This window comes from Nocardia flavorosea, from assembly GCF_015477805.1.
Classification (GTDB): Bacteria; Actinomycetota; Actinomycetes; order Mycobacteriales; family Mycobacteriaceae; genus Nocardia; species Nocardia flavorosea_A.
In genome coordinates this window covers 384,686-407,348 of record NZ_JADLQL010000006.1, presented here as the reverse complement: position 1 = coordinate 407,348, position 22,663 = coordinate 384,686, and the positions used below count along the sequence as shown (strand labels likewise).

Here is a 22,663-nt window from a genome sequence, read left to right as displayed (position 1 = left end):
GGGTATGCGGTGCGCGAGGCCGATATCTACCTGGACCATCTCGCGGTGGAGCGGGGTGCCGCCCGCAGCACCCTGTCGGCGTATCGGCGCGACCTCGGGCGGTACCGCGAATACCTGAAGGACCGGGGAATCGACGGCCTCGAATCGGTTCGCGAAACCGATATCGGGGAATTCGGGATCGCCCTGCGCACAGGTGACGACCGGCATCCGCCGCTGGCGCCGGGATCGGTCGCGCGGGCGCTGATCGCGGTCCGCGGGCTGCATCGGTTCGCTGCCGCCGAAGGTTTGATCAGCGCCGATGTCGCACATGCGGTGAAGCCGCCGATGGTGGGACAGCGGCTGCCCAAGGCACTGCCGGTGGACCAGGTGCTGCGGCTGCTGGAATCGGTGGGAGCGGATACGGGATCCGGCGGGACTGCGGGTGCTCGTGGGCTCCGCGACCGCGCACTGCTGGAACTGCTGTATTCGACCGGTGCGCGGATCTCGGAAACCGTCGGCCTCGACCTCGATGATCTCGACCTCGCGGGCCGCGCTGTGGTACTGCGGGGAAAGGGCGGTAAACAGCGGATCGTCCCCGTCGGCCGCCCCGCCCTGGCAGCCGTGGACGCCTACCTGGTGCGTGGGCGGCCGGCGCTCGCCTCGAACGCTCGCGCCGGGGTTCGTGCCTCCGGTTCCGCGGCCGCATTGTTCCTCAATGTCCGCGGCGGGCGACTGTCCCGGCAGAGCGCCTGGCAGGTGTTGCAGCGTGCCGCGGAAAATGCCGGGATCACGGCCACGGTGTCGCCGCACACCCTGCGGCATTCGTTCGCCACCCATCTGCTCGACGGTGGCGCCGATGTGCGGGTGGTGCAGGAACTACTGGGGCACGCCTCGGTCACCACCACCCAGATCTACACAATGGTCACCGTGGGCACCCTGCGTGAAGTCTGGGCCACCGCCCACCCCCGGGCACGGTGAGCTGCTGCATCACGCCCGAACCCCGCGCGCCGAAGGCGCGCCGATATTACCGAACACGCCGGTTGGCACACTGGGCACCGGAGTGCTGTCAACGGGTAGCGTCTAGGAGGAGCCGGACCGTGGCGAAAGCGAGACCGTCCCTTGATCGGCCTCGTTACGCTCTACGAGGTGACGGGCAGGAACGTATAAGGAGCAGCGGATCGTGACGACAGCCGGAACGGCGGAACCGCCGAAGGGCGCCGAGAACGACGAGCGCGCCACATCCGTGTGGGGCGCCGGCCCCGAACCCGTCCCTGCCGACGCCGAACTCGGTCCGACGGGCCGGCCGCTACGCCCGGTCCCGGATCCGCCCGAACCGTCGCATCAGGGCAACGCGTTGATCGTGGCGATGTGTAATCAGAAGGGCGGGGTCGGCAAGACCACCTCGACCATCAACCTGGGTGCCGCGCTGGCCGAATACGGCCGGCGGGTGCTGCTGGTGGATCTCGACCCGCAGGGTGCGCTGTCGGCGGGGCTGGGTGTGGCGCACCACGATCTGGATCTGACTGTGCACAACCTGCTGATCGGGGCGCCGGTCGCGGCCGACGATGTGCTCATGCAGACAAAGGTCGAGAACCTGGATCTGCTGCCGAGCAATATCGATCTGTCCGCGGCGGAGATCCAGTTGGTGAACGAGGTCGGCCGGGAGCAGTCGCTTGGGCGGGCTCTGGAACCGATCCGGGATCGCTACGACTACATCCTCATCGACTGCCAGCCGTCGCTGGGCCTGCTCACGGTGAACGCGCTGGCGTGTTCGGACGGCGTGATCATTCCGATGGAATGCGAGTACTTTTCGCTGCGCGGCCTGGCGTTGCTCAACGATACGGTGGAGAAGGTGCGGGACCGGCTGAACCCGCGGCTGAGCCTCTACGGCATCGTGGTCACCATGTTCGACGCCCGGCTGTTGCATTCCCGGCAGGTGATGGCGCGTGTGGTGGAGGTGTTCGGGGATCTCGTGTACGACACCGCGATCGCGCGGACCGTGCGGTTCCCGGACGCCAGCGTCGCCGGTGAGCCGATCACCACGTGGGCGCCGAAATCCAGTGGTGCCGAAGCGTATCGGGCGATGGCACGGGAAGTCATCCACCGGTCGGGGCGGTGAGCGCGGCACTACCCGGATCTGTCTCGTCGAGTACGGGCGAACCCGGCGATACCGCGGTCGCGGCGCCGGAGAAGACCGGTTTCCATCTGCGGCTGAGTAATTTCGAGGGCCCGTTCGACCTGCTGTTGCAGCTGATCTCGCAGCGCCGTCTCGATGTGACGGAGGTGGCGCTGCATCAGGTCACCGACGAATTCATCGCCTACACCAAGGCGCTCACCGCCGGACTGACCCAGCCGGGGAATTCGCTGCGCACCGACAAGATCCTGGATCAGACCACCGAATTCCTGGTGGTCGCCGCGACCCTGCTGGATCTGAAGGCCGCGCGGCTGCTGCCCTCGGGGGAGGTGACCGATCCCGACGACCTGGAACTGCTCGAGGCGCGGGACCTGCTGTTCGCCCGGTTGCTGCAGTATCGGGCGTTCAAACAGGTCGCCGAATTGCTCGGCGAACTCGAGGCGGCCGCGCTGCGCCGGTATCCGCGCGCCGTGGGTCTGGAGGAGCGCTTCGCCGGGCTGCTGCCGGAGGTGACGCTCGGGGTGGACGCGGCCGGATTCGCGGAGATCGCCGCGGCGGCGTTCCGGCCGCGGCCGGTGCCTACGGTGGGCTTGGACCATCTGCACGCGCACGCCATATCGGTTGCCGAACAGGCGACGCTGGTGCTGGAACTGCTGCGTGCCCGCGGTGCGGGGACCTGGACCGCATTCGCCGACCTGGTGTCCGATTGCGCGGCGCCGATCCAGATCGTGGCGCGGTTCCTGGCGCTGCTCGAGTTGTATCGGGGTAAGTCGATCGAATTCGACCAGCCCGACCCGCTCGGTCCGCTCGCGGTCCGCTGGATCGGGGACGACGCGGAGGCCGTGCCGGTCACCATCGAGGAGGACTACGGATGAACGAGTCGAGCAAGGAGCCGGCAGCAGAGCGTGACCAGGGCAGACCCTGGTCCTGTGTGGCGAATCCGGCCGGGAGGCGGCCGTACGCGCACCCGGCGGACCTGCGGTCGTCCGCGCCGGCCCACGGGCTGGGGTACAGCTCGGCCGTGCGGGCACTTCCATCAGCGGCGTGCAGCGCATGAGCGATGTGGACCGGAGGGCCGCAGCGCAGCACGGCGAGGGTGTGACCGAATTCGCGTCCGAGTCGATGGACGAGGCCGAATTCCGGGCGGCGCTCGAGGCGATCCTGCTCGTGGTGGACACTCCCGCGCCGGTAGAGCAGCTGGCCACTGCGCTCGACGAGCCCGCGCGCCGGGTCGAACAGGCACTGCGGGAGATGTCGGCGGAGCTGGCCGCGCAGCGCAGCGGCATCGATCTGCGTTTCGCCGGGGACGGGTGGCGCTTCTATACTCGCAGCGAGTACGCACCGTATGTGGAGCGTATGTTGCTCGACGGCGCCCGGTCGAAGTTGACCCGGGCGGCACTGGAGACGCTGGCGGTGGTGGCATACCGGCAGCCGGTGACCCGGGCCCGGGTCAGCGCGGTGCGCGGTGTCAACGTCGACGGTGTGATGCGCACCCTGCTGGCCAGGGGGCTGATCACCGAGGCGGGCACCGACCCGGAAACGAACGGCACGCTCTACGGCACCACCGAGCTGTTCCTGGAACGTATCGGACTGGCGTCGCTGAGTGATCTGCCGGAGTTGGCGCCGCTGCTGCCGGGCGTCGACCTGATCGATGAGATCAATGACAGTCTGGAGACGGATCCCCGTTACACCAGACTGCGCAAACCCGCCGAGGAAGATCTGAACCTCGGCGCCGAGGATTGACAGGAAATCGTGAATACACCCGCTCGCCGAGATGGCACACCGGATCGTAGACAACGCGGCGACCAGCCCCCCCGGGGCGGTCGCGGACGCGGCGCACCCCGCGGGACGGGGGAGGCCCGCCGCGGTGAGGTCCCCCGCAACGGCCGTGGTGGTGAGGCCGCCCGGACCGGTCGCGGTGGCGGAACCCGCAGCACCGAACGCGGCGCACGCAGTGACCAGGTACGCACCGGGCGTGCCGGAGGCCCGGACACGCCGCCGGGACGCCGCGGTGCCGGGCGGGGTGGTTTCGTTCCCGCCGGCGCCGGCGGTACCGGAGGACGTCGCGGTGCCGGCGGATCCGCTCGTACCGGCTCGGCCGGGATGGAGCGTGGCGGATCGGCCCCGGCCGGGCGTGGCGGCGCTGCCGCGGCGGGACGTGGCACGGCTACCGGGCGTAGCGGTCCCTCCGGCGCCGGGCGGAGTGGTTCCACTGCCGCAGGACGCGGCGGGCCGTCCACCGGACGTAGCGGACCGGCCGGCGCCGCGCGGACCGGTGCCCGTACCGGAAGCGGGGCCCCGTCCCGCAAGGCACCGGCCGCGCGGTCCGGTGGCACACCGCAGCTGAACAACGCCAAACCCGCCCGTCATCAACATGTGGAACCGGAGGAGCCCGGCCACGAGAAGATGCCCTGGGGTGAGGGCGAACGCCTGCAGAAGGTGCTGGCCAAGGCAGGTGTCGCCTCCCGGCGCGCGGCCGAGGAGATGATCGACCAGGGACGGGTCGAGGTGGACGGCATCATCGTGCGTGAACAGGGACTGCGTATCGACCCCGAGAACGCCGTGGTGCGGGTGGACGGTATCCGGGTGGTCGTGCGCGAGGAACTGGTGCATCTGGCGCTGAACAAACCCAAGGGCTGGCAGTCCACCATGTCCGACGATCTGGGCCGCCCGTGCGTGGGCGATATCGTCGCCGAGCGGGTCGCCGCCGGGCAGCGGCTGTTCCACGTCGGCCGGCTCGACGCCGATACCGAGGGGCTGCTGCTGCTCACCAACGACGGTGACCTCGCCCATCGGCTGATGCATCCCTCATTCCAGGTGTCCAAGACCTACCTCGCGACCGTGCAGGGCGAGGTGCACCGCTCCGTCGGCAAGATCCTGCGCGACGGCGTGGAACTCGAGGACGGCCCCGCCGCTGTCGACAAATTCCAGGTCTTGGAGGTCGACGCGGGACGATCCCTGGTGAAGGTGGTGTTGCACGAGGGGCGCAAACATATCGTGCGACGGTTGCTGGACGCGGTCGGTCACCCGGTGACCCGGCTGGTCCGCACGCATATCGGCCCGGTGGTACTGGCCGATCAGCGGCCGGGCACCCTGCGGGTACTGGGCCGGGACGAAATCGGCAAACTCTACGAGGCGGTGTCATTGTGAACGGGGCCGAGGTGTTCGGTGTGCAAGCTCCGGTCGGGGTCGTCACGGATCCGGCCGGTGACCGGTCGCTGGTCGTGGCTATGGACGGGCCTTCGGGCACCGGTAAGTCCAGCGTCTCGCGGCGGCTGGCGACCCGGCTTTCGGCGCGTTACCTCGATACCGGGGCCATGTACCGGGTCGCGACCCTGCAGGTGCTGCGTGCCGGGGTCGACCCGGCCGATTCCGCCGCCGTGATCGAGGTTGTTGCCGATATGCCGTTGCGGATCGGCACCGACCCCGAGCGGGAACTGATCGAACTCGGCGGTGACGATGTGCGCGCGCAGATCCGCGGACCTGAGGTCACTGCCGCGGTATCGGCGGTGTCGGCCGTGCCGGAAGTCCGCGAACAACTGGTGGCGTTGCAGCGCGAGATCGCGGTGAGCGCCGGGCGCATCGTGGTCGAAGGCCGGGATATCGGCACCACCGTGCTGCCCGACGCCGACGCCAAGATCTACCTCACCGCCTCCGCGTCGGCCCGGGCGCATCGACGTAATCTGCAGAACATCGCCGAGGGCCGCGGAGACGACTACGCCGGAGTACTCGCCGACGTCGAACGTCGCGACCGCCTCGACTCGACTCGTGCGGTGTCGCCCTTGCGACGTGCCGAGGATGCGGTGCAGGTCGACACCAGCGAGCTGACCATGGACGAAACGATCGACGAGCTGTACCGGGAAGTCGCCCGGCAGCTGGACCGGTCGCACGAGCGGTCGGCACTACGCCGCCGGGGCGCGGCCGGATGAGCGGGGAGACGATGAGCGACGTACTCGCCGGTGACGGCGTGTGGAACGACGAAACCGACTGGGAGATCACCGACCTGGCCGGCGATCCGGAGGCCGCCGACCAGGCGCCTATGCCAACCCTGGCCGTGGTCGGCCGCCCGAATGTCGGGAAGTCGACGCTGGTCAACCGGATCCTGGGACGTCGCGAAGCAGTGGTCGAGGACGTGCCCGGGGTGACCCGCGACCGCGTCTCCTACGAGGCGAGCTGGGCGGGCCGCCGGTTCTGGGTGCAGGACACGGGCGGCTGGGAACCGGACGCCAAAGGGTTACAGCAGTCGGTGGCCCGGCAGGCCGAACTCGCGATGAACACCGCCGACGCGATCCTGCTCGTGGTGGACGCCGTGGTCGGCGCCACCGCCACCGACGAGGCCGCGGTGAAGGTGCTGCGGCGGGCGAAGACCCCGGTGATCCTGGTCGCGAACAAGGTCGACGATCAGCGGATCGAAGCCGATGCGGCCGCACTGTGGTCGCTGGGACTGGGCGAACCGCGGATGGTGTCGGCGGCACACGGCCGCGGCACCGGCGATCTGCTCGACGATGTGCTCGAGGTCCTGCCCGAGACCCCGCGTGAGGGTGCCGCAGGTACCGGTGGGCCGCGCCGGGTGGCGCTGGTCGGAAAACCGAATGTCGGCAAATCCAGCCTGTTGAACAAGCTCGCCGGCGACGAACGGTCGGTGGTGCACGATATCGCCGGCACCACCGTCGACCCGGTGGACTCGCTGGTGGAACTGGGCGGCAAGGTGTGGCGGTTCGTCGATACCGCCGGACTGCGCCGCAAGGTCGCCAACGCCAGCGGAACCGAGTTCTATGCGTCGCTGCGCACCAAATCGGCGCTGGAGGCGTCCGAGGTCGCGATCATGCTGATCGATGCCGCCCAGCCGATCACCGAACAGGATCTGCGGGTGATCAGCCTGGTCGCCGATTCCGGGCGTGCGCTGGTACTGGCGTTCAACAAATGGGATCTGGTGGACGAAGATCGCCGCCTGCAACTCGACCGGGAGATCGACCGTGACCTGAACCGCGTGCCGTGGGCGCAGCGGGTGAACATTTCCGCGCATACCGGGCGGGCAGTGCAGAAACTGGTTCCGGCCATGGAAACCGCGCTCGAATCCTGGGACAAGCGGATTCCGACCGGCCGGTTGAACACCTGGCTGAAAGAAGTGATCGCCGCGACCCCGCCGCCGATGCGCGGCGGCCGGCTGCCACGGGTCCTGTTCGCCACCCAGGCGACGACCCGGCCGCCGACCTTCGTCCTGTTCACCACCGGGTTCTTGGAGGCCGGTTACCGGCGTTTCCTGGAGCGGCGGTTGCGCGAAGAATTCGGGTTCGACGGGTCGCCGGTGCGGATTTCGGTGCGAGTACGGGAGAAACGGCCCAGGAAGTGATCCGGCGCGTGGTGCGTCCGCAGCACGGAGAGCGGACCGCTCGCGTGCAGTGTGGTGGGTCTTCTCGGCGAAGCCGGCGCCGAGAAGACCCACGCATGCTCTGCTGCGGCCCACGCTGGACGCGGTGCTTCGGTGGGGCATAGTCCGGCCCGCCCCGGCCGCCCCGGTCCGTCTCGGCCCGACACTGCCACCGAATGCGGCCGCACATCGGAGGCGGCAGAGGGGCATGCCGGAGTGGCTAGGGCGTCGCCGCGCCCACCGTTCGGAAGGGGGCACGTAGCGGCCCGGCCGGCGGGAATATTCGGCTGGTTCGGCGCGAGCTGGTGGCGCTCTGCGTGCAGTGGTGTTGTGGCCGGGTCTTGGCACGCTCGCTGCGCCCGAGGATGACAGTGGTGCGCGCGGTCGGGTGAGGCTCACCGGTGGCGGATCGACAGCGCCTCGGCCGGTGTGAGGTGGAGGCGGGTGGCCTCGTCGTGCGAGGCGCGTAGTTCGGCGCGGGTACGGGGCCGGGGTTTCGGTTCGCGGCCGCAGCCGCAGGGCTCGTAGCCGTCGTAGCGCAGTCCGGTGGCCAGGACGGCGGCCACGACCGACCATCCCGCGCTGTCGTGTTGTCGCGGTGCGGCGAAATCGTGGCCGGCGTCGAGCATTTCGGTCGAGCACCGAGGGCAGCGGGGCGGACTTGCGCTGTGCTGTGCTGTGGGAACCCATCGCTTCTGCGAGACCCGGCACGGCGGGCAGACGTAGTGGGTGCGGTAGCGGCGGTCCCTGTTGTCGCACATGGTGTGACGGTAGCGTGGCCGCAGAGTGGGCCGCACCATGATGTGGTCCGCCTGTTCGGGAGCGCCGTGCGCCGAGCGAGGAGAGCTGATGGTCGGTCGTCGTAGCCGGGCGGTGTCGGTATATCTGCGGCTGACCCGTAAGCGCGGGATGGACACTGCCGAGAAGGCGCGTGCGGCGATGGCCGAGGCGCCGGGAGATCACGCGCCGCCGCGCGGATTACGCCGGCGTCACTCGATCGCCTGCCGTACCGTCGGCGGGTTTGCGAGCTACACGGCGGTGCCGCGGGCCGGCCGGGAATCCGGCACCGCGGTGATCTATCTGCACGGTGGCAGTTTCTTCCGGGAGATCAGCTGGTGGCATTGGCGGTTCATCGGACGGTTGGCCGCGGCGGGGCATCGGGTGGAGGTGCCCATTTACCCGCTGGCTCCGCGCTACACCTACCGGGATGCTCGTCCGTACCTGACCGAGGTCTACCGGGATGTGCTGGGTGGATTCGATCCCGCGCGGGTGGTGATCGCCGGGGATTCGGCCGGCGGGACCCTCGCACTCACACTGGCCCAGTCCCTGCCGGAGGCCGGTCTGCCCGCGCCGGCGCGGTTGATCCTGCTCTCGCCGTGCCTGGATATGCGGTTGTCGAATTCCGATATCGACCGGGTCGAAGCCGCGGACCCGTGGTTGGCGCGTCCCGGGCTGCTGGAGGCGGGTCGGGTCTGGGCCGGCGGGGATGATCTGGGCCGGCCCGAGTTGAGCCCGATCAACGGCCGGCTGGATGGGCTTCCGCCGACCGATATCTACATGGGCACCCACGACATCCTGTACCCCGATGCGCGCCTGTTCGCCGAACGTGCCGGGTCGGCAGTGCATTTCACCGAGGTGACCGGTGCCTTTCACGTCTATCCGCTCGTCCCGGTGCCCGAGGCGGCGCCCGCGGTGCGGGCGATTCTCGCCGCCGTGGCGCGGTGTGACGGGCGTCCGGCGGCCGCGGAACCGGAACCGTGACCCCGCCACGGGAACTCGTGAACGGCCTGTGAACGACCATGGAAATCGGCTGTTTCGACCGTGACGGTGCATCCCGCGGCAAAGGACGGTACCGTACCCCGGCGTGACTACTTGTCTGCCATCGAATCACCCGAGGCGGGAGCCGGAATGACTGTCGAGCCGCCGATCGAGGACGATGTCACGCAACTGGCCCAGCGCGTCGAACATGCCCGCAACCGACTGGCATACCAGTTCGACCCCGCGCTCACCGAGGCGTTGTCGGAAACGGAGCTACAGGCCGAACGTGAACTCGCCGAGCGTATCCGCGAGCAGGAGCGCGGACAACGCTGGAAGGAGATCCAGGCTGTCGCCGCGGCGAACGATCGGGCCAGACAGACCACCGAGCAGATCGAGAAGGCGGATATGCGCGACCTCTTGCTCGCCCGTAAAGCCATCGCCGCGCAGCGCCGGGAGTCCAGCCCGCACGCCAAATTGGCGTCGCTGTACCGGCATCGGTCCTGGTCGTTGCGCGCGTTGGCCGGTGTTGTCGGCGCGGGCATGTTGTGGTCGGCGGTCAACGTCCAGCAGAACATCGCCCCCACCGGCCCCAGCGACCCCTTGTTCTGGTTCAGCTACTTGCTGGAGGGGATGATCAGTGTCTGCCTGATCATCATCATGATCGGTACCAACAAGGTGGCCGAATGGGGTGTGGTCAACAATCGCAAGCAGACCGCGGCCGCCGAGATCGCGCTGCTGGCCCTGACCGTCGGACTCAACACCTATCCCTATCTGCGGGTGGGTAACTGGTACGACGTGGCGGTGCATGCGGTCGCACCGGTGATGATCGGTGTCGCGCTGCTCATCCACGACGCGGCCAGCGCGCGCTACGGTATGGCGATTCTGCGGGCCACCGAACAGGTCCGGGGCCTGCCCGATCCGGCCGCGCAGATCCGCAACAGCCTGCCGCGGGTGAATATGAAACTCGACCCCAATGCGGGTGAGGCTCGGGCGCTGCCGGCCGCTGATACGGCTGCGGCGCAGCCGGCGGCGCTGGAATCCGGGGCGAAGAAACCCGGTGCCGGGTCGGCATTTCGTTCGGACGGCAAGCCGGTCGAGGCCGGAAAGAAGCGGGCAGGGGATCTGGCCGACGTCACCTCGGGCCTGATCGGGCGCACGAGTTCCCTGCTGGACGAGCTCGCCACGAATTCGCCGCTGTTCGACGAGTCGACGGCCAAGAATGCCGAGGTCACCGACAAGCTGCCGATCAGCAATTCGGCCAGCGCCGCTGTCAAGAAACTGGGCCAGGCCAAACAGGCGAGCGCGGCGAGTAACGGTGCGGGCGACTCGGGTGGCAAGGGCAAATTGTCCGGTGACAAGGAAACCGACGAGTTCCTGGAGGTCGTGCGGTCCTCCGACGGATACGACACCGGTCAGTTCCGGGTGGCCGACATCCTGGAGCAGGAACTCGCCGAACTCCAGGCGGAACGGCGCAAGGCCCGGTCCGGGCGGGCTCGCAGCACCTCCACCAACGGGGCCTGATCGTTTCGCACCGGTTTCCCGCGTCGCCGCCCCGTAGGTTGCGCGCTACCGTGGAGTGACGGTGAGGAGGCACGATGTCGGAGCGCAAACCCGCGGGCGTCGACTTCGAGTCCTGGGTCGATCGCAAGATCCGCGAGGCCACCGAGCGAGGCGAGTTCGAGAACCTCCCCGGCTCCGGAAAACCGCTGCCCGGGGCGGGGAGCCGGTACCACGACGAGAATGCGTGGTTGCGTGATTATCTGCGCCGCGAGGGGCTGCGCGGCGATGTGGCCCTGCCGCCGTCGCTGCAACTGCGCCGCGAGGTGGAGCGGCTGCCCGAAACGGTGCGTGAGCTCACCACCGAGGAACAGGTGCGGGCAACCGTAGCCGCGCTGAACCGTCGGATCGTGGACTGGTTGCGAGTGCCGACCGGCCCGCAGGTACCGGTCGCCCCGGTCGACGCCGAGCAGGTGGTGGCCGGCTGGCGTGCCGCGACCGCTACCGCAGGTGGAGCGTCCGCCGCGCCACCGCCCGTGCAGGAACCGGAGCGCGGCCGCGGGAACGGTCCGGGTAGCCGGCGCCCGTGGTGGCGCCGGATCGGTCGCAACAGCCGAGACAGCTGAGCCGATCCCGCCCGGCACACCGCCGCGGTGCGGTTGTATGGGGAGATGGATTCACGCACCCTCGCCGACCGGATCGAGATCTCCGATCTGCTCACCCGCTACGCCACGGCCGTCGACGACAAGGACTGGCCGCTGTACCGCTCGGTGTTCACCGCCGACGCGCAGATCGACTACAGCACGGCGGGCGGGCCCACCGGGGATGTGGACACGGTGGTCGCCGGGCTGACCGAACAATTACAACTGTTCACGCGGACCCAGCATTTCATCGCCAATATCGCGGTGGAACTGGACGGCGACACCGCGAAGGTCCGCGCCATGTTCTTCAACCCGATGATCGTCTCCCCGGGTAAGCAGTTCACCTGCGGTGGCTGGTACAACCACGAGCTGGTGCGCACGTCCGACGGCTGGCGCAGTGCGCGGTTGGTCGAGGAAGCGGCCTGGTTCGACGGCCTCGAGGCCGCTTTCGCCTGACCTGCCCGGTGAGCAGGCCCACTCGATCGGCGGGTTGTCGCCGGATTGACGGCTTCGAGGCCGGGTACGCGGCCGATATCCGACCGAGCAACCCGAATTCGGAGGTGGATATCGTGACCGAGCACAAGACCGCACGCGAAGGCATCGAAGGTGCCGTCGAGGGCGCGAAGGGCAAGGTCAAGGAGGCCGCGGGCGCGGTTCTCGACAACGACTCCCTGCGTACCGAGGGCAAGGCACAGCAGGACAAGGGCGAATCGCAGCGCGCTGCCGCCGAGAAGGAGAACGAGGCACAGCAGGAACGGCTCGAGGCCGCTGACGCCGAACAGCGGCAGCGGGCCCAGCAGGACCCGGGCCACGGACGGACCGTGGCACCGACCCCACGCGACGTCTGAGCCGGTACGGCCCGGCGGCGTTGCGCGCTCGCCGGGGCGCGAGCGGACTACGGCGACCTCGAACGAGGTCGCCGTAGTGTTCTCCAGGCGGCCGGGTAGTGCCTCGAAGGTAGGCGGGCATGTGCAGCAGCACAGGCGTGCGGTTCCGGGAGGCGGCTGCGCCCGTCTGGAAGTGTTGGGCGGGCGGTCTGGGGCGGGCCCGTCAACCGGAGACGGCGGTCCGGTTGCGGGAGGTGGTGCTGTCGGCGCGGGGCTGTAGTTCGTAGACGGCGAACGCCTTGCCGATCACCGGCTGGGCGACGTTGCGCACCCGGATACCGCCCGGTGTGCTGCCCCGTTCGGTGCCGGCATGGGCATGACCGTGTACGGCCAGATCGGCGCCGTGGGTGTCGATGGGTTCGCCCAGCAGGTACGAGCCCAGGAATGGGTAGATCTCGCGCGGCTCCCCGTGCAGGGTGTCGCTGACGGGGGAGTAGTGCGTCAGCACCACCGTGATATCGGTGTCCAGTTCGGCCAGCGCGGTGTCCAGCGCTGTCGCCAGCTCGATGGTGTGGCCGGCGAATTCGCGCATCAGCCGCTCCCCGAACACGCTCGCGCATTTGCCGGCGAAGCCCCCGCCGAAACCTTTGGTGCCGGCGATACCGAGTGTCGTGCCGTCGATATCGAGCGTGGTGGCGGTGCCCTCCAGCACCGTGATACCGCAGGATTGCAGCAGATCGGTCATCTCGGCCGCGGCATCGCTGTGATGATCGTGGTTGCCGAGTACGGCCACCACCGGAACACCGACATCGGCGAATTCGCGGGCGACCACTTCCGCTTCGGCCGGTGTTCCGTGCCTGGTCAAGTCACCGGCCAGCAGCAGCACATCGGCCAGTGCCGGTAGTTCGCGCAGCGCGGGCCGCAACAGTCCGCGTGAATCGGTTCCCAGATGGACGTCTCCGACAGCGGCGATCCGCATCTGCCCAACTCCCTTCCGCCGGTGCCGGGCACCGGGCTCCGCTCGATATCACCTACCGAGGTCTTCGCATCCGCCCGGCCGGGCTGTCGCGGTGACGTGCACGTCGTTGTGGATCGGCAGGTCCGGGGCGATATCGTGCACCACGTCCTCGAGCAGTTGCCGCCGCTGCGCGGTACTCACCTCGCCGTCGAGAACCACCACATCGCCCCGGATCCGGACCTGCACGCCTTGTTCGGCGGTACGCGGATCCTCGGCCAGCGCGCGATGGAGTTCGGCGGCCAGGTATTCCGGTGGCCGCTGCCGGGGGGAGTGCGGATTACCGGACATCTACTGCGCCTTTCCAGCGGTGTGCGAGGGTTCGGTGGTTTCGGCGATACCGAGATCGTCGATCAATCCGAGAAATGCTTTCGCGTACGGCGAATGCTCGGTCTGTGCGCGCACCATGGGCCAATTCACCTGTTCGCGCAGATCCCGCGAGATCCGCAGCAGCGGACTGAGATCGAGCCGGTGCGCGTCGAAGACGAGCAGTTTGTCGACCAGCAGGTCGGTGGCGTCGACCACCGGCGCCACGGCGGGGCCCACCCGCATGACCTCGGCCCGGCCCAGCAGCGCGTCGTCGACGTCCCGGTTGTTGGGCCGGTGGATGATATCGATCAGGGTGTCGCCGTCGTAGGCTTTCGTCAGCCAATCCTCGGCCGCGTCCGCCAGCCGTAGCCCGGCCCGCGCCAGTTCGCTGCGCGCCCGGGCGCTGTCCTCGGGTTTGACGAACAGATCGACATCGTGGTCGGAAGGCGGGCCGCCCCGCGCGTACACGGCGCAACCACCCGCCACAGCGAAAGGTATGCCCTCTTGTTTCAGGGCGTTCGCGGCCCGGGTCAAAGCGTGCAGCAATTGCTCCTCCGTCGGAACCATAGTCGGCGGCTACCCGCGCATCGCGCTGTTAATCAGCCGGTGACCGGCCGGACACCGGCGGTGGGCCGCGGACCGTCTCTGTGGCCGGGACGCCCGGTCACGCGATCCGCCGGTGCCTCAGCCCAGTGACGCGATGAGTACGATCGCCACCACCACGAACGCCACCACGAGAGCGAGTACGGCGACCATCGCGGCCACGCCGGTCGGTGGGAAACGGTGACTGGTCCGGGGTTCGGGCGCCGAAAGTCCCGAGGTCTGTGGGGTATCCGGCGGGGTGGAGCCCGCGGGCACCCCGCCGCCGGGTTCCAGGTCCGGGGTCTCGGCCGGATCGGGGTCCATCGAACTCATGAGCGCTTCCCTGCTTTCGGTTGTCGCCGGGCGGGCCCGGCGGGGGCTGGTCGCCGTCCACCCGGTCCGCGGACAACCGGCATGAGGGCCGGTGAGACGGCGGCGCGGATCGTTCGTCGCACCATGGGCAGCGCGTACCCGTTACCCCGCCGCCCAATCGGGTCGTGCCGGAAAGCGTCAGCGGTCACCGCGGCGGCGCCGGCGGTGGCTGGTATCGCACAGCGGATAGGTCCGCGACCGTTTGCACAGGCATATCGCCACGAGGAAACGGTCCGCGTGGATCACCGAACCGTCGGCGGTGACCAGCTCCACCGGGCCGTCGACCAGCGCAGGCCCGTCCTCGGTGAAAACGATCCGGGTGGGTTCGGCCGGCGACGCCCCGGTGCTGCCGGAGCCGGTTTCTCCCGGAACCGGGGTCCGGACCGCCGTGGGGGCGGCGCTCCTGCCCGGCGAGCCGGGATCGGCCATCGGTGTCATCGTGTCACCGCACACCGAGGGCGCCGGCGGTTCCCGGCCCGGCGACGTCTCTGTCGACTGGGTGCGTTGCCCCGGCGCAGGAGGGGGTCCGGCGAGCATCGGTGGATGCACCGTGCGGCCGGCCGGTTTCTCATCGTGTTCGGTCGGCACGGATCACCACCAATTCCTCGTGCTGCTGTCCGGGCCGGATCAGGCCACGGTCGCGGAGCCAGCCGCTGCGGCGGGTGAGCACCGGGCCGAAGGGAATGGCCGTGCGGGCGACCACTGTCGCTTTCAGCCCGCCGCTGCGCAGCTGGCGCAGACTGGTCGCGGTCCCGGAGAGGGCCGAATGGACCATCAGCGCGGTGCCGCCGTTCGCCAGCAGGCGCGGCATCATCGCGCACAACGGATCGAGCAGGGACCGCCCGTGCCGGCCCGCATCCCAGGCGCGGGCCGCCCGGCCGGCCGGGTGTGGTTCTTCGCTCGGCACATAGGGCGGATTGGCCACGATGACATCGAAGGTGCGGTCCGCGACCACCTCGGTGACATCACCACACAGCAGTTCCAGCCGCACCCCGTGCAGTCGGCTGTTCAGCCAGGCCGAGGTCACCGCCGCCCGGGACAGATCCACCGCGGTCACCGCCGCCGCACCCGTCCGGGCGGCGTGGATGGCCAGCGCACCCGTCCCGGTGCACGCGTCGAGCACCCGGGCCCCGGACGGCAGTGCCGCCTCGGTCATCGCGCGGGCCAGCAGCCAGGTATCGGGCTGCGGCCGGTACACCCCCGGCGCACGCACCAGCATCGGGCTCACCGGGCCTCGGGGCGCAGCGAACTGTCACCGGCCCGCCAGCAGCTCAGCACGGATTCGGTGCAGCGGGTCTCGAGCAGTTCGGTGGCCTGGATGCCGAACACCACCGATTCGGCGAGCTCGGGTTCGCGGGCGAGCAGGTCGGCGAGGACGTCACGCCGTACGACCTGTTCGTGCACGGCGTCGGCGGTCACGTGTTCGGCGTAGAACCGCACACAGTCCGGATGCGCCGCGAACCGCTGCAGGGCCTCGACCATGACCTGCGAAGCGGGGGAAGAACTGATCTCCACGGCCGCGAAATGCCCCACCAGGGCGCCGCGTAACGACCGGTGCAGGCCGAACAGCGACATCATGTCGACCAGCGCCAGCATCGGAGCCGGCACGACATCGAGATAGTGCAGATAGTCGTCGGCGAGATCGGCGCCGCGCAGCAGGTCGGCGTAGAGGCGGGCGTGGATCCGGTCGCCGCGGCCGCCACCGAATTCGTCGAACTCGACGGCTACCAGGGCGGCCTTCGCCCGGTCGCGCAGCCGCGGAATCACCCAGGCGACCGGATCGGCTTCCTTGTGGTGATAGATCGAGCGCTGGACGAAGTATTCGCGCACCTGGTCCCAGGTGCCCTCGTCGCGCAGCCACGCCGGTGTACCGCCCGCCGTGGACGCGGTCAGCAGCCGATCCAGTTCGGCGCCGACATCGTGCCCGCCGGGCACTTCGGCGCGGAGTGCGTCCTCGAACCGGCGTTCCAGTTCCCGTCGCAGTCCGAGCAGGCCACTGTCCCACTCCCACTCGGGATCTACATCGCGGAACCCTTGGTAGTGCAGTTCGTAGCAGGTGTGCAAGGCCAGTTGGAGATCGTCGCCGAAAGGGTCCATATCCGGCGGAGCCTGGGGTACAGGGCTGCCCGGTTCGGCCGGCAACAGCGCAACCAGGTCGGCGGACAGCGGCCCCCGGGGTACGGGCAGGCGTATTCCGCGGGCGAGGGCGCCCGGGGCGGCGAGTGTTTCGGCCATGGATTCACCTTTCGTGGCGACGGTGTCGTCGTCCGTGCGCCCCGCGGGTATCGGGGCGGGATCACTTGGCCGGGTACTGCGTGGTGCGCAGCAGCCGGGCCAGATGGGCGGCGTTACGCGCCGCCGTGGCATTGGTCGAGGCGACGGCGTCGGGGGTGCGTTCGAGATCCAGATAGTCCACCCCGCTCATCGCCTCGCCGTTCCAGTAGGTCGCGCCCTGTGCGGGCACGGTGAAGCCGATATCGTTGAGCCCCTGGAAGACGTCGGCGACGATCTTGTGTGCGCCGTCCTCGTTACCCACCACGGCCGCGACCGCGACCTTGCCGAACATCGCCGGCCGGCCGGCGTCGTCGGTTTCGGAGAGTTCGGCGTCGAGCCGTTCCAGCGCACGCTGCGCCACCGAGGACATGTGCCCGAGCCAGGTGGGGGTGCAGAACAGCAGGATATCGGCGGCCGAGATCCGGGCGCGGATATCCGGCCACTGGTCGCCGTCACCCTCGTCGGTGGTCACACCCGGCCGGATGTCGTGGTCGACCAGCCGGATCACCTCGCCGGTCACCTCGTGCCCGGCGAGTTCGTCGAGCAGTTGCCGGGCGATCCGGTCGCTGCTGGATTCGGCCGGTGATTTCTTCAGTGTGCACACCAGCGCGACCGCGCTCAGAGAAGCCATCGTCGGGTGAACCTCCGCTTCCGCCGTGGTGCCGGAGCCGTGGGTCGGCTCCCGTTGCCCCCGCAATAGCCGCACCGGCGCGAGGTAAACGTCTCCCGTCGCGACCGTGACCGCGCCCGGTGTACAGCGGCAGCCACTCGTGCCAGAATGAGATCCAGGTTGAACACACAGCCGAACCCGGTGCGGCGTATGTCGGCAGTCGGGGTCGCCGGATGGGGCGTTCCGCTCGTCCGGTTGCTGGTCCCGACCGGGTACGCCAACCGGAGATCCCCAACGCAACGGACGGGATTCATATGTCGGTAACCACCGCCCTGTACCAGGTCGAGCAACACCGGGGAAACGATCCGCGCACCGCAGCCGCCGGCCGTATGTGGTCGCGTCGCAGTACCGAACATCCCGATTGCTTGATCGCCCGGGTCGAGGGCGAACTGGACGCAGTCGGCCTCGACGCCTTCCGTGCGCTGCTCGGCCGCTGTCAGCACGACGGCTGCCGGGTGGTCGTACTGGATCTGCGCGCCACGACGTTCCTGTGTATCCGCGCTGCCTCGGCGCTGTCCGGCGCCAAGCGTGACGCCTGGCGGCACGGGGCCGAGCTACGGCTGGTCAGCGGCCGGCACGATATCGAGCGAGCGCTCCAGATCACCGGCGTCCGGCACCAGTTCCGCTATTTTCCGACTCTGCGCGCCGCGTTGACAAGCTGATACCGGGATACCGACCACCGCCGGCCGGCCCGGCGGTGGCCGGCGGTGTGTCCGGACTCGCTGCCTCATTCGCAGCAGCGGATAATCGGTGGGTGACGCAACACGAAAGCGATACCGCAGGCGAGACCCGCGGGCTCGATCCTGCACTCGGGCCGGATTCCGCACAGCGGGCCGGCACCTTCCGTTTCTGGTTCGCCGAGCAACGCTGGGAATGGTCCGAGGGTGTCGCACGGATGCACGGTTACCCGGCCGAGCCCATGGAGCCGAGTCTCGACGTGGTGCTCGGCCACAAACATCCGGAGGATCGGGCACAGGTGGCCGGGGTGCTCGCGAAATCGGTGGCCCACGGCGCACCGTTCTGCAGCCGGCACCGGATCGTCGACACCACGGGGCAGACCCGGCACGTGATCGTAGTGGCCGATTCCATGACCGGTGACGACGGGCAGCTCGTCGGCTCCGCCGGCTACTACGTGGATCTGACGACCACCCTGGCCGAGGAGCGGCAGGAAACGCTGCAGGACACACTGCCCGAGTTGTTCGCCGCTCGTGCGGTGATCGAACAGGCCAAGGGCGCGCTGATGCTGGTCTACGGGATCAGCTCCGAGCAGGCGTTCCGGGTGCTGATCTGGCGCTCCCAGGAGACCAACACCAAACTGCGGGCGCTGGCGCAGCGACTGGTGGCCGAACTGTCCGCGATCGAGCACGCCACACCGGCGCTGCGTACCGAATTCGACCACATCCTGCTGACCGTGCACGAGCGGATAGACCGGGTATGAGGCGAGTTCGCGGTTTCGGCACCCTGATGCGGGGTACCAGCGCATGTGACAATCAGGCCGAGACAGACAGCCGCGGCGTCGCCGCTGGGTCAATGCCACTGTGGCCCCGGTAGGCGCCCCCGGGCCCGCTGGTGGGCCGTAGGAACGAGGTGGTGGTGGTGCGCATGGTGGACAGCGTCTCCGACTCTGTGGGAACGACTTCACGGGATACGACGACGGTCGGTGTGCGGGTTCCGGCAGAACACGAGCAATTGGTGATGCTGCGCGCCCTGGCCGAGACGGTGGCGCTCATCGCCGATTTCGGGCTGGACGAGGTCACCGATATCCGGTTGGCCCTCGACGAGGTGGCCACCTCGTTGATTGCGGACGCCGTTGCCGACTCGACACTGAGCTGCGACTTCGATTATGACGAGCACCGGATGACAGTGCGCGTAACCTCGACAGCGGCGACCGAATCGCTTCTCGATCAGGAGGGGTTCGGCTGGCATATAGTGCGGACCCTGACGCGTGGGGTCGGCGTCGTGCAGCATCCCTACGACGTGGCGAGGGGTGGATACCCGACCGATGTCGAATTCAGCTGGTACCGAGGGGGCGCCGATGGCGCATGAGGCACCGCGTGTCGATCCGGGGCCTTCACGTCGCCATCGTGGCACCGACAGCTACGACGATATCGAGCCGTTGTTCGGCGAAATGGCCGCCGCACCCGAGAACTCGGCGCAGCGGGCGGCGCTGCGTGCGGAAATCCTGGAGCGGTGCCTGCCGCTGGCCGAACATATCGCCCGCAAGTTCTCCGGCCGCGGCGAGGCCTACGACGATCTGCTGCAGGTGGCCCGGCTGGGTCTGCTGAACGCCGTCGAACGGTTCGATGTCATGCGTGGTTCGTCGTTCCTGTCGTTCGCCGTACCGACGATCATGGGGGAGGTGCGCCGCCATTTCCGGGACAACACCTGGTCGGTGCGGGTGCCCCGGCGGGTCAAGGAGATCCAGTTGAGCCTGGGCCCCACCATCGAGATCCTGTCGCAGCGGCTCGGCCGGGTGCCGCGGGCCCGGGAGATCGCCGACGAACTCGAGATCGATCTGGTGGAGGTGACCCAGGCGCTGATCGCGGGTAATGCCTACCAGACTTCCTCGCTGGACGCGCCTGCCGGTGAGGACGGTGAATCCGCGGCGCCGGCGCTGGTGGATTCGCTGGGTAGCGAAGAAGCGTCGTACGGCTGGCTGGAGGACTATCTGGCGGTCGAACCGTTGCTCGGCGAGCTCTCCGACCGGGAACGGCAGGTGCTGCGCATGCGTTTCTTCGAATCCAAGACGCAGTCCCAGATCGCCGAGCGGCTCGGCGTCTCGCAGATGCATATCTCGCGGATACTGTCGCGAACCCTGGGGTGGTTGCGAGAGGAAGCGCTGCGCGACTGATCCGCTGTCCGGCGGCGGGTTCCGCGCCTGCCGCCGGGTTGGGCGGACCGGCGGTGATCAATGCCGGACCGTCGCGGAATCCGTTGTCCGGGCGTGAATACCGCGCAGGTAGGCGGCCTGTCCCGCGTGCTGCAGGTCGTCGGCGATCACGCTGATCAGTCGTACCCCCATGGTCACCGGCGGATTCCAGGTCTCGTCCACTACTTTGTCCAGGTCGCTGTCGGTCAGGTTGCCGACGAATCGGAGGGTGTGGGCGTGGACGGTGTCGTAGTAGCCGGTCAGTAGTTCCGCCGGGGCCTGGATCCGGGCGATATCGGCGGCGGTGTCGCCGTACCCGGTGGCCGCACGGTCGATGGGCAGGCCGAAACGTTCGTACCAGCCGCGCGCGGTCCAGAACGATTCACCACCGGTCAGCTCCGCCAGATGTTCGTCCTGTACCCGGGTGAGATGCCAGATCAGCCAGCAGATCGAATTGGCTCCCGGGTCGGGCCGGTAGTTCAAGGCTTCTTCGTCGAGTCCGTCGACGGCTTCGTGTACGACCTCACGGATCCGGTCGAAGGCATCGGTGAGCATATCGGCGCTGTTCATGGATTCTCCGTCGCTCGGTGCAGGAGAGCGGCGCTCCGATGCGATGCGCGGGCCGCTTCCCACGGTCGGCTCTGCTTTCCCTTTCCGGAAGCAGTACCACCGCCCGGCTTCGGCAAACCGCGGCCGGCGGGTGGTCGGCGACGGCGTGCGCCGGTGCCGGGGGCCGGTAGCACAAAAGTAGAACGTGTTCTTGTCGAGAGTGGCGCTTCGTGCCAAGGTGACCTCATGGATCTGCAGGCACTCGAACAACTCCGCGCCCTCAAGTACCGGTACTTCCGGACGCTGGACCTGAAACAGTGGGACGATTTCGCCGACACCCTGGACCCGGAGATCGAGGCGCGCTACGGCACGCATGTGATGGGCCGGGAACTCGTCTTCAACAGTCGCGCGGAGGTGGTCGATTTCATGCGCAAGAACACCGGGCCCCGCATCGTGACCACCCATGTCGCCAACCATCCGGAGATCGTCGTCGACGGGGATACCGCGACCGGGAGCTGGCTGTTCGAGGATACGGTGCTCGCCACCGAGTTCGGGGTCCTGATTCGCGGCTCCGGCTACTACACCGACCGGTACCGCAAAGGCGAGGACGGCGTCTGGCGGATCTCCGCCACGTCCTATGTCCGGATATACGAATCTTCGCAGTCGCTGGCCGATACGCCCAGCCACACCCTGATCAGCAATATGTGGGCGTCGGCCGGCGAAAAGTAGGCCCCCTACGGCACGAGGACCGCGCGTCCGCGGATCCGGCCCTGCTCCAGCAGTTCGTAGGCGTGGGCGCCGTCCTCCAAGGGGAACTGCTGGGTGCGGACCTCGATCTCGCCTGCCCGGGCCAAGGCGATGCTGTCGATGAGATCGCGTTTGGTGCCGCCGTAGGATTTGCGGACGGTGGCGCCCCACGGCAGGCCGGGACCGCCCGCGGGGCCCGCGGTGATCCCGGGGTCACCGTCGCCCAGGCCGATCATCCGGTACGCGCCGTTGGGGCCGACGCTGCGCACCGAGAGCTGGGCGGTGGCGTCCACTCCGACGAAATCGAAAACCGCATCCGCTCCGCGCCCGGCGGTCATCTCCAGGATCCGGTCGGCGGTATCTGCACCGGCGGGCAGCGCCTCGTGTGCCCCGCATTCGACGGCCAGTTCGCGTTTGCCGGGGTCGGTGTCGACCGCGACGATCCGGGTCGCGGTGACGGCGCGCAGGATCTGGATTCCGACATGGCCGAGGCCGCCGGCCCCGATCACCACCGCGGTCGAGCCGGGATACAGCTGATCGCGGGCGCCGCGGATGGCGTGATAGCTGGTGAGCGCGGCATCGGCCAGCGGCGCCGCGGCGACGAAATCCATATCGCCGATGGGTACGAACGACGACGCCGGGACGGCAATGTATTCGGCCATACCGCCGTCGGGGCCCAGACCGGGGCACGGTGGCATGGCGACCCGGCCCGCCGCGCGGCATACGTTCTCGTTCCCGCTCGTGCATTCCGGGCAGTGCCCGCACGACCAGCACAGATACACGATTCCGCGCTCCCCGTGGGTGCGGCCCTCGACTTGGTCGCCCATTGCGGCGATCGTGCCCGCGATTTCGTGTCCGAGGATCAGCGGCTCGTCGCGGACCTTGAACGGCAGGTGCAGAACGTGCAGGTCGGAATGGCAGATCCCGGATGCGCCGACCCGGATCAGCAGTTCGCCCGGGCCGGGTTCGGGTGTGGGCACCTCGCGTATCTCGAGCCGGCCGGGTTCGGTGAGTTGCAATGCGCGCATGGGGTTTCCTCCGGATCCCGCCGTTATGACGTGCCTCACAA

At 68.8% G+C, this 22,663-nt stretch carries 28 protein-coding genes; 17 read left to right on the top strand and 11 right to left on the bottom strand.

Going from position 1 to position 22,663, the window contains the following annotated elements:
• Window positions 1-9: 9 nt before the first annotated feature.
• From IU448_RS25910 to der, 7 genes are all read left to right on the top strand, one after another.
• Complete coding sequence (locus tag IU448_RS25910) at window positions 10-957, top strand: site-specific tyrosine recombinase XerD (protein ID WP_195058292.1); 948 nt, start codon at window positions 10-12, stop codon at window positions 955-957.
• Window positions 958-1,222: 265 nt separating this feature from the next.
• Window positions 1,223-2,098 carry a ParA family protein gene (locus IU448_RS25905; RefSeq protein WP_195058347.1) on the top strand — a complete coding sequence of 292 codons (876 nt, stop codon included), beginning with the start codon at window positions 1,223-1,225 and terminating at the stop codon, window positions 2,096-2,098.
• On the top strand, window positions 2,095-2,988 hold the full coding sequence (locus tag IU448_RS25900) for a segregation and condensation protein A (RefSeq protein ID WP_416383043.1): 894 nt from the start codon (window positions 2,095-2,097) through the stop codon (window positions 2,986-2,988). Before IU448_RS25905 ends, IU448_RS25900 begins: the two co-directional genes overlap by 4 nt.
• A gap of 247 nt (window positions 2,989-3,235) precedes the next feature.
• Complete coding sequence (scpB, locus tag IU448_RS25895; protein ID WP_228814352.1) at window positions 3,236-3,856, top strand: SMC-Scp complex subunit ScpB; 621 nt, start codon at window positions 3,236-3,238, stop codon at window positions 3,854-3,856.
• A gap of 9 nt (window positions 3,857-3,865) precedes the next feature.
• A complete protein-coding gene (locus IU448_RS25890; RefSeq protein ID WP_195058291.1) occupies window positions 3,866-5,263 on the top strand; it encodes a pseudouridine synthase in 1,398 nt (465 codons plus the stop codon).
• An 80-nt stretch (window positions 5,264-5,343) separates the two neighbouring features.
• Window positions 5,344-6,042: a (d)CMP kinase gene (gene cmk / locus IU448_RS25885; protein WP_195058344.1), complete on the top strand. Its 699-nt coding sequence runs from the start codon at window positions 5,344-5,346 to the stop codon at window positions 6,040-6,042.
• An 11-nt stretch (window positions 6,043-6,053) separates the two neighbouring features.
• Window positions 6,054-7,466 carry a ribosome biogenesis GTPase Der gene (der, locus tag IU448_RS25880; protein WP_195058290.1) on the top strand — a complete coding sequence of 471 codons (1,413 nt, stop codon included), beginning with the start codon at window positions 6,054-6,056 and terminating at the stop codon, window positions 7,464-7,466.
• Between the two features lie 413 nt (window positions 7,467-7,879).
• Here der and IU448_RS25875 read toward each other — a convergent pair whose 3' ends face one another.
• Window positions 7,880-8,245 (bottom strand): hypothetical protein, encoded by a 366-nt coding sequence (locus tag IU448_RS25875; RefSeq protein ID WP_195058289.1) that lies wholly within the window; start codon window positions 8,243-8,245, stop codon window positions 7,880-7,882.
• 88 nt (window positions 8,246-8,333) lie between these two features.
• On the opposite strand from IU448_RS25875, the gene IU448_RS25870 reads away from it, so the two are divergent.
• The 5 genes from IU448_RS25870 (at window position 8,334) to IU448_RS25850 (ending at window position 12,228) form a co-directional block, all read left to right on the top strand.
• Entirely contained in the window at window positions 8,334-9,245 is a 912-nt protein-coding gene (locus IU448_RS25870; protein WP_195058288.1) for an alpha/beta hydrolase fold domain-containing protein, read from the top strand.
• 147 nt (window positions 9,246-9,392) lie between these two features.
• Window positions 9,393-10,763 (top strand): hypothetical protein, encoded by a 1,371-nt coding sequence (locus IU448_RS25865; protein ID WP_195058287.1) that lies wholly within the window; start codon window positions 9,393-9,395, stop codon window positions 10,761-10,763.
• A gap of 74 nt (window positions 10,764-10,837) precedes the next feature.
• A complete protein-coding gene (locus IU448_RS25860; protein ID WP_195058286.1) occupies window positions 10,838-11,365 on the top strand; it encodes a DUF1992 domain-containing protein in 528 nt (175 codons plus the stop codon).
• A gap of 45 nt (window positions 11,366-11,410) precedes the next feature.
• On the top strand, window positions 11,411-11,836 hold the full coding sequence (locus IU448_RS25855) for a nuclear transport factor 2 family protein (RefSeq protein WP_195058285.1): 426 nt from the start codon (window positions 11,411-11,413) through the stop codon (window positions 11,834-11,836).
• Window positions 11,837-11,949: 113 nt separating this feature from the next.
• A complete protein-coding gene (locus tag IU448_RS25850; RefSeq protein ID WP_195058284.1) occupies window positions 11,950-12,228 on the top strand; it encodes a CsbD family protein in 279 nt (92 codons plus the stop codon).
• A gap of 202 nt (window positions 12,229-12,430) precedes the next feature.
• Here the strand turns inward: IU448_RS25850 and IU448_RS25845 are convergent, their stop codons facing one another.
• The 8 genes from IU448_RS25845 to IU448_RS25810 all read right to left on the bottom strand — a co-directional run bounded on the left by IU448_RS25845 (window position 12,431) and on the right by IU448_RS25810 (window position 17,390).
• Window positions 12,431-13,186, bottom strand: a complete 756-nt coding sequence (locus tag IU448_RS25845; protein ID WP_195058283.1) for a metallophosphoesterase family protein — start codon at window positions 13,184-13,186, stop codon at window positions 12,431-12,433.
• A gap of 48 nt (window positions 13,187-13,234) precedes the next feature.
• Complete coding sequence (locus IU448_RS29840) at window positions 13,235-13,513, bottom strand: BON domain-containing protein (protein ID WP_195058282.1); 279 nt, start codon at window positions 13,511-13,513, stop codon at window positions 13,235-13,237.
• Entirely contained in the window at window positions 13,514-14,098 is a 585-nt protein-coding gene (locus IU448_RS25835; protein ID WP_195058281.1) for a nucleotidyltransferase family protein, read from the bottom strand. It abuts the gene before it with no gap.
• Window positions 14,099-14,215: 117 nt separating this feature from the next.
• Window positions 14,216-14,446, bottom strand: a complete 231-nt coding sequence (locus IU448_RS25830; RefSeq protein WP_195058280.1) for a DUF6480 family protein — start codon at window positions 14,444-14,446, stop codon at window positions 14,216-14,218.
• 177 nt (window positions 14,447-14,623) lie between these two features.
• Window positions 14,624-14,914, bottom strand: coding sequence for a CDGSH iron-sulfur domain-containing protein (locus tag IU448_RS29835; RefSeq protein ID WP_195058279.1), 291 nt, complete (start codon window positions 14,912-14,914; stop codon window positions 14,624-14,626).
• Between the two features lie 139 nt (window positions 14,915-15,053).
• Window positions 15,054-15,704 carry a HemK2/MTQ2 family protein methyltransferase gene (locus IU448_RS25820; protein ID WP_195058278.1) on the bottom strand — a complete coding sequence of 217 codons (651 nt, stop codon included), beginning with the start codon at window positions 15,702-15,704 and terminating at the stop codon, window positions 15,054-15,056.
• A gap of 5 nt (window positions 15,705-15,709) precedes the next feature.
• The gene (locus IU448_RS25815; protein ID WP_195058277.1) at window positions 15,710-16,720 is read right to left on the bottom strand and encodes an iron-containing redox enzyme family protein; all 1,011 of its coding nucleotides are present in this window, start codon (window positions 16,718-16,720) and stop codon (window positions 15,710-15,712) included.
• Window positions 16,721-16,781: 61 nt separating this feature from the next.
• Window positions 16,782-17,390 carry a flavodoxin family protein gene (locus IU448_RS25810; RefSeq protein ID WP_195058276.1) on the bottom strand — a complete coding sequence of 203 codons (609 nt, stop codon included), beginning with the start codon at window positions 17,388-17,390 and terminating at the stop codon, window positions 16,782-16,784.
• Between the two features lie 293 nt (window positions 17,391-17,683).
• Between IU448_RS25810 and IU448_RS25805 the strand changes: the two genes are divergently transcribed.
• The 4 genes from IU448_RS25805 (at window position 17,684) to IU448_RS25790 (ending at window position 20,280) form a co-directional block, all read left to right on the top strand.
• Window positions 17,684-18,091 (top strand): STAS domain-containing protein, encoded by a 408-nt coding sequence (locus tag IU448_RS25805; RefSeq protein WP_195058275.1) that lies wholly within the window; start codon window positions 17,684-17,686, stop codon window positions 18,089-18,091.
• A gap of 92 nt (window positions 18,092-18,183) precedes the next feature.
• Window positions 18,184-18,867 carry a PAS and ANTAR domain-containing protein gene (locus IU448_RS25800; RefSeq protein ID WP_324188719.1) on the top strand — a complete coding sequence of 228 codons (684 nt, stop codon included), beginning with the start codon at window positions 18,184-18,186 and terminating at the stop codon, window positions 18,865-18,867.
• Window positions 18,868-19,019: 152 nt separating this feature from the next.
• Complete coding sequence (locus IU448_RS25795) at window positions 19,020-19,475, top strand: ATP-binding protein (protein WP_280456749.1); 456 nt, start codon at window positions 19,020-19,022, stop codon at window positions 19,473-19,475.
• Window positions 19,465-20,280, top strand: a complete 816-nt coding sequence (locus IU448_RS25790; RefSeq protein ID WP_195058274.1) for a SigB/SigF/SigG family RNA polymerase sigma factor — start codon at window positions 19,465-19,467, stop codon at window positions 20,278-20,280. Before IU448_RS25795 ends, IU448_RS25790 begins: the two co-directional genes overlap by 11 nt.
• A gap of 57 nt (window positions 20,281-20,337) precedes the next feature.
• Here IU448_RS25790 and IU448_RS25785 read toward each other — a convergent pair whose 3' ends face one another.
• Window positions 20,338-20,868, bottom strand: a complete 531-nt coding sequence (locus tag IU448_RS25785; protein WP_195058273.1) for a mycothiol transferase — start codon at window positions 20,866-20,868, stop codon at window positions 20,338-20,340.
• Between the two features lie 225 nt (window positions 20,869-21,093).
• Here IU448_RS25785 and IU448_RS25780 point away from each other — a divergent pair, with 225 nt between their 5' ends.
• On the top strand, window positions 21,094-21,576 hold the full coding sequence (locus IU448_RS25780; protein ID WP_195058272.1) for a nuclear transport factor 2 family protein: 483 nt from the start codon (window positions 21,094-21,096) through the stop codon (window positions 21,574-21,576).
• Between the two features lie 5 nt (window positions 21,577-21,581).
• Here IU448_RS25780 and IU448_RS25775 read toward each other — a convergent pair whose 3' ends face one another.
• On the bottom strand, window positions 21,582-22,622 hold the full coding sequence (locus IU448_RS25775; protein ID WP_195058271.1) for an NAD(P)-dependent alcohol dehydrogenase: 1,041 nt from the start codon (window positions 22,620-22,622) through the stop codon (window positions 21,582-21,584).
• Window positions 22,623-22,663: the final 41 nt, after the last annotated feature.

Coding starts and splice junctions, on each gene's coding strand:
- scpB (WP_228814352.1), top strand. CDS start 3,236: ATGGACGAGGCCGAATTCCGGGCGGCGCTCGAGGCGATCCTGCTCGTG.
- cmk (WP_195058344.1), top strand. CDS start 5,344: ATGGACGGGCCTTCGGGCACCGGTAAGTCCAGCGTCTCGCGGCGGCTG.
- der (WP_195058290.1), top strand. CDS start 6,054: ATGAGCGACGTACTCGCCGGTGACGGCGTGTGGAACGACGAAACCGAC.
- IU448_RS25875 (WP_195058289.1), bottom strand. CDS start 8,245: ATGTGCGACAACAGGGACCGCCGCTACCGCACCCACTACGTCTGCCCG.
- IU448_RS25870 (WP_195058288.1), top strand. CDS start 8,334: ATGGTCGGTCGTCGTAGCCGGGCGGTGTCGGTATATCTGCGGCTGACC.
- IU448_RS25865 (WP_195058287.1), top strand. CDS start 9,393: ATGACTGTCGAGCCGCCGATCGAGGACGATGTCACGCAACTGGCCCAG.
- IU448_RS25860 (WP_195058286.1), top strand. CDS start 10,838: ATGTCGGAGCGCAAACCCGCGGGCGTCGACTTCGAGTCCTGGGTCGAT.
- IU448_RS25855 (WP_195058285.1), top strand. CDS start 11,411: ATGGATTCACGCACCCTCGCCGACCGGATCGAGATCTCCGATCTGCTC.
- IU448_RS25845 (WP_195058283.1), bottom strand. CDS start 13,186: ATGCGGATCGCCGCTGTCGGAGACGTCCATCTGGGAACCGATTCACGC.
- IU448_RS29840 (WP_195058282.1), bottom strand. CDS start 13,513: ATGTCCGGTAATCCGCACTCCCCCCGGCAGCGGCCACCGGAATACCTG.
- IU448_RS25835 (WP_195058281.1), bottom strand. CDS start 14,098: ATGGTTCCGACGGAGGAGCAATTGCTGCACGCTTTGACCCGGGCCGCG.
- IU448_RS25830 (WP_195058280.1), bottom strand. CDS start 14,446: ATGAGTTCGATGGACCCCGATCCGGCCGAGACCCCGGACCTGGAACCC.
- IU448_RS29835 (WP_195058279.1), bottom strand. CDS start 14,914: ATGGCCGATCCCGGCTCGCCGGGCAGGAGCGCCGCCCCCACGGCGGTC.
- IU448_RS25820 (WP_195058278.1), bottom strand. CDS start 15,704: ATGCTGGTGCGTGCGCCGGGGGTGTACCGGCCGCAGCCCGATACCTGG.
- IU448_RS25815 (WP_195058277.1), bottom strand. CDS start 16,720: ATGGCCGAAACACTCGCCGCCCCGGGCGCCCTCGCCCGCGGAATACGC.
- IU448_RS25810 (WP_195058276.1), bottom strand. CDS start 17,390: ATGGCTTCTCTGAGCGCGGTCGCGCTGGTGTGCACACTGAAGAAATCA.
- IU448_RS25805 (WP_195058275.1), top strand. CDS start 17,684: ATGTCGGTAACCACCGCCCTGTACCAGGTCGAGCAACACCGGGGAAAC.
- IU448_RS25790 (WP_195058274.1), top strand. CDS start 19,465: ATGGCGCATGAGGCACCGCGTGTCGATCCGGGGCCTTCACGTCGCCAT.
- IU448_RS25785 (WP_195058273.1), bottom strand. CDS start 20,868: ATGAACAGCGCCGATATGCTCACCGATGCCTTCGACCGGATCCGTGAG.
- IU448_RS25780 (WP_195058272.1), top strand. CDS start 21,094: ATGGATCTGCAGGCACTCGAACAACTCCGCGCCCTCAAGTACCGGTAC.
- IU448_RS25775 (WP_195058271.1), bottom strand. CDS start 22,622: ATGCGCGCATTGCAACTCACCGAACCCGGCCGGCTCGAGATACGCGAG.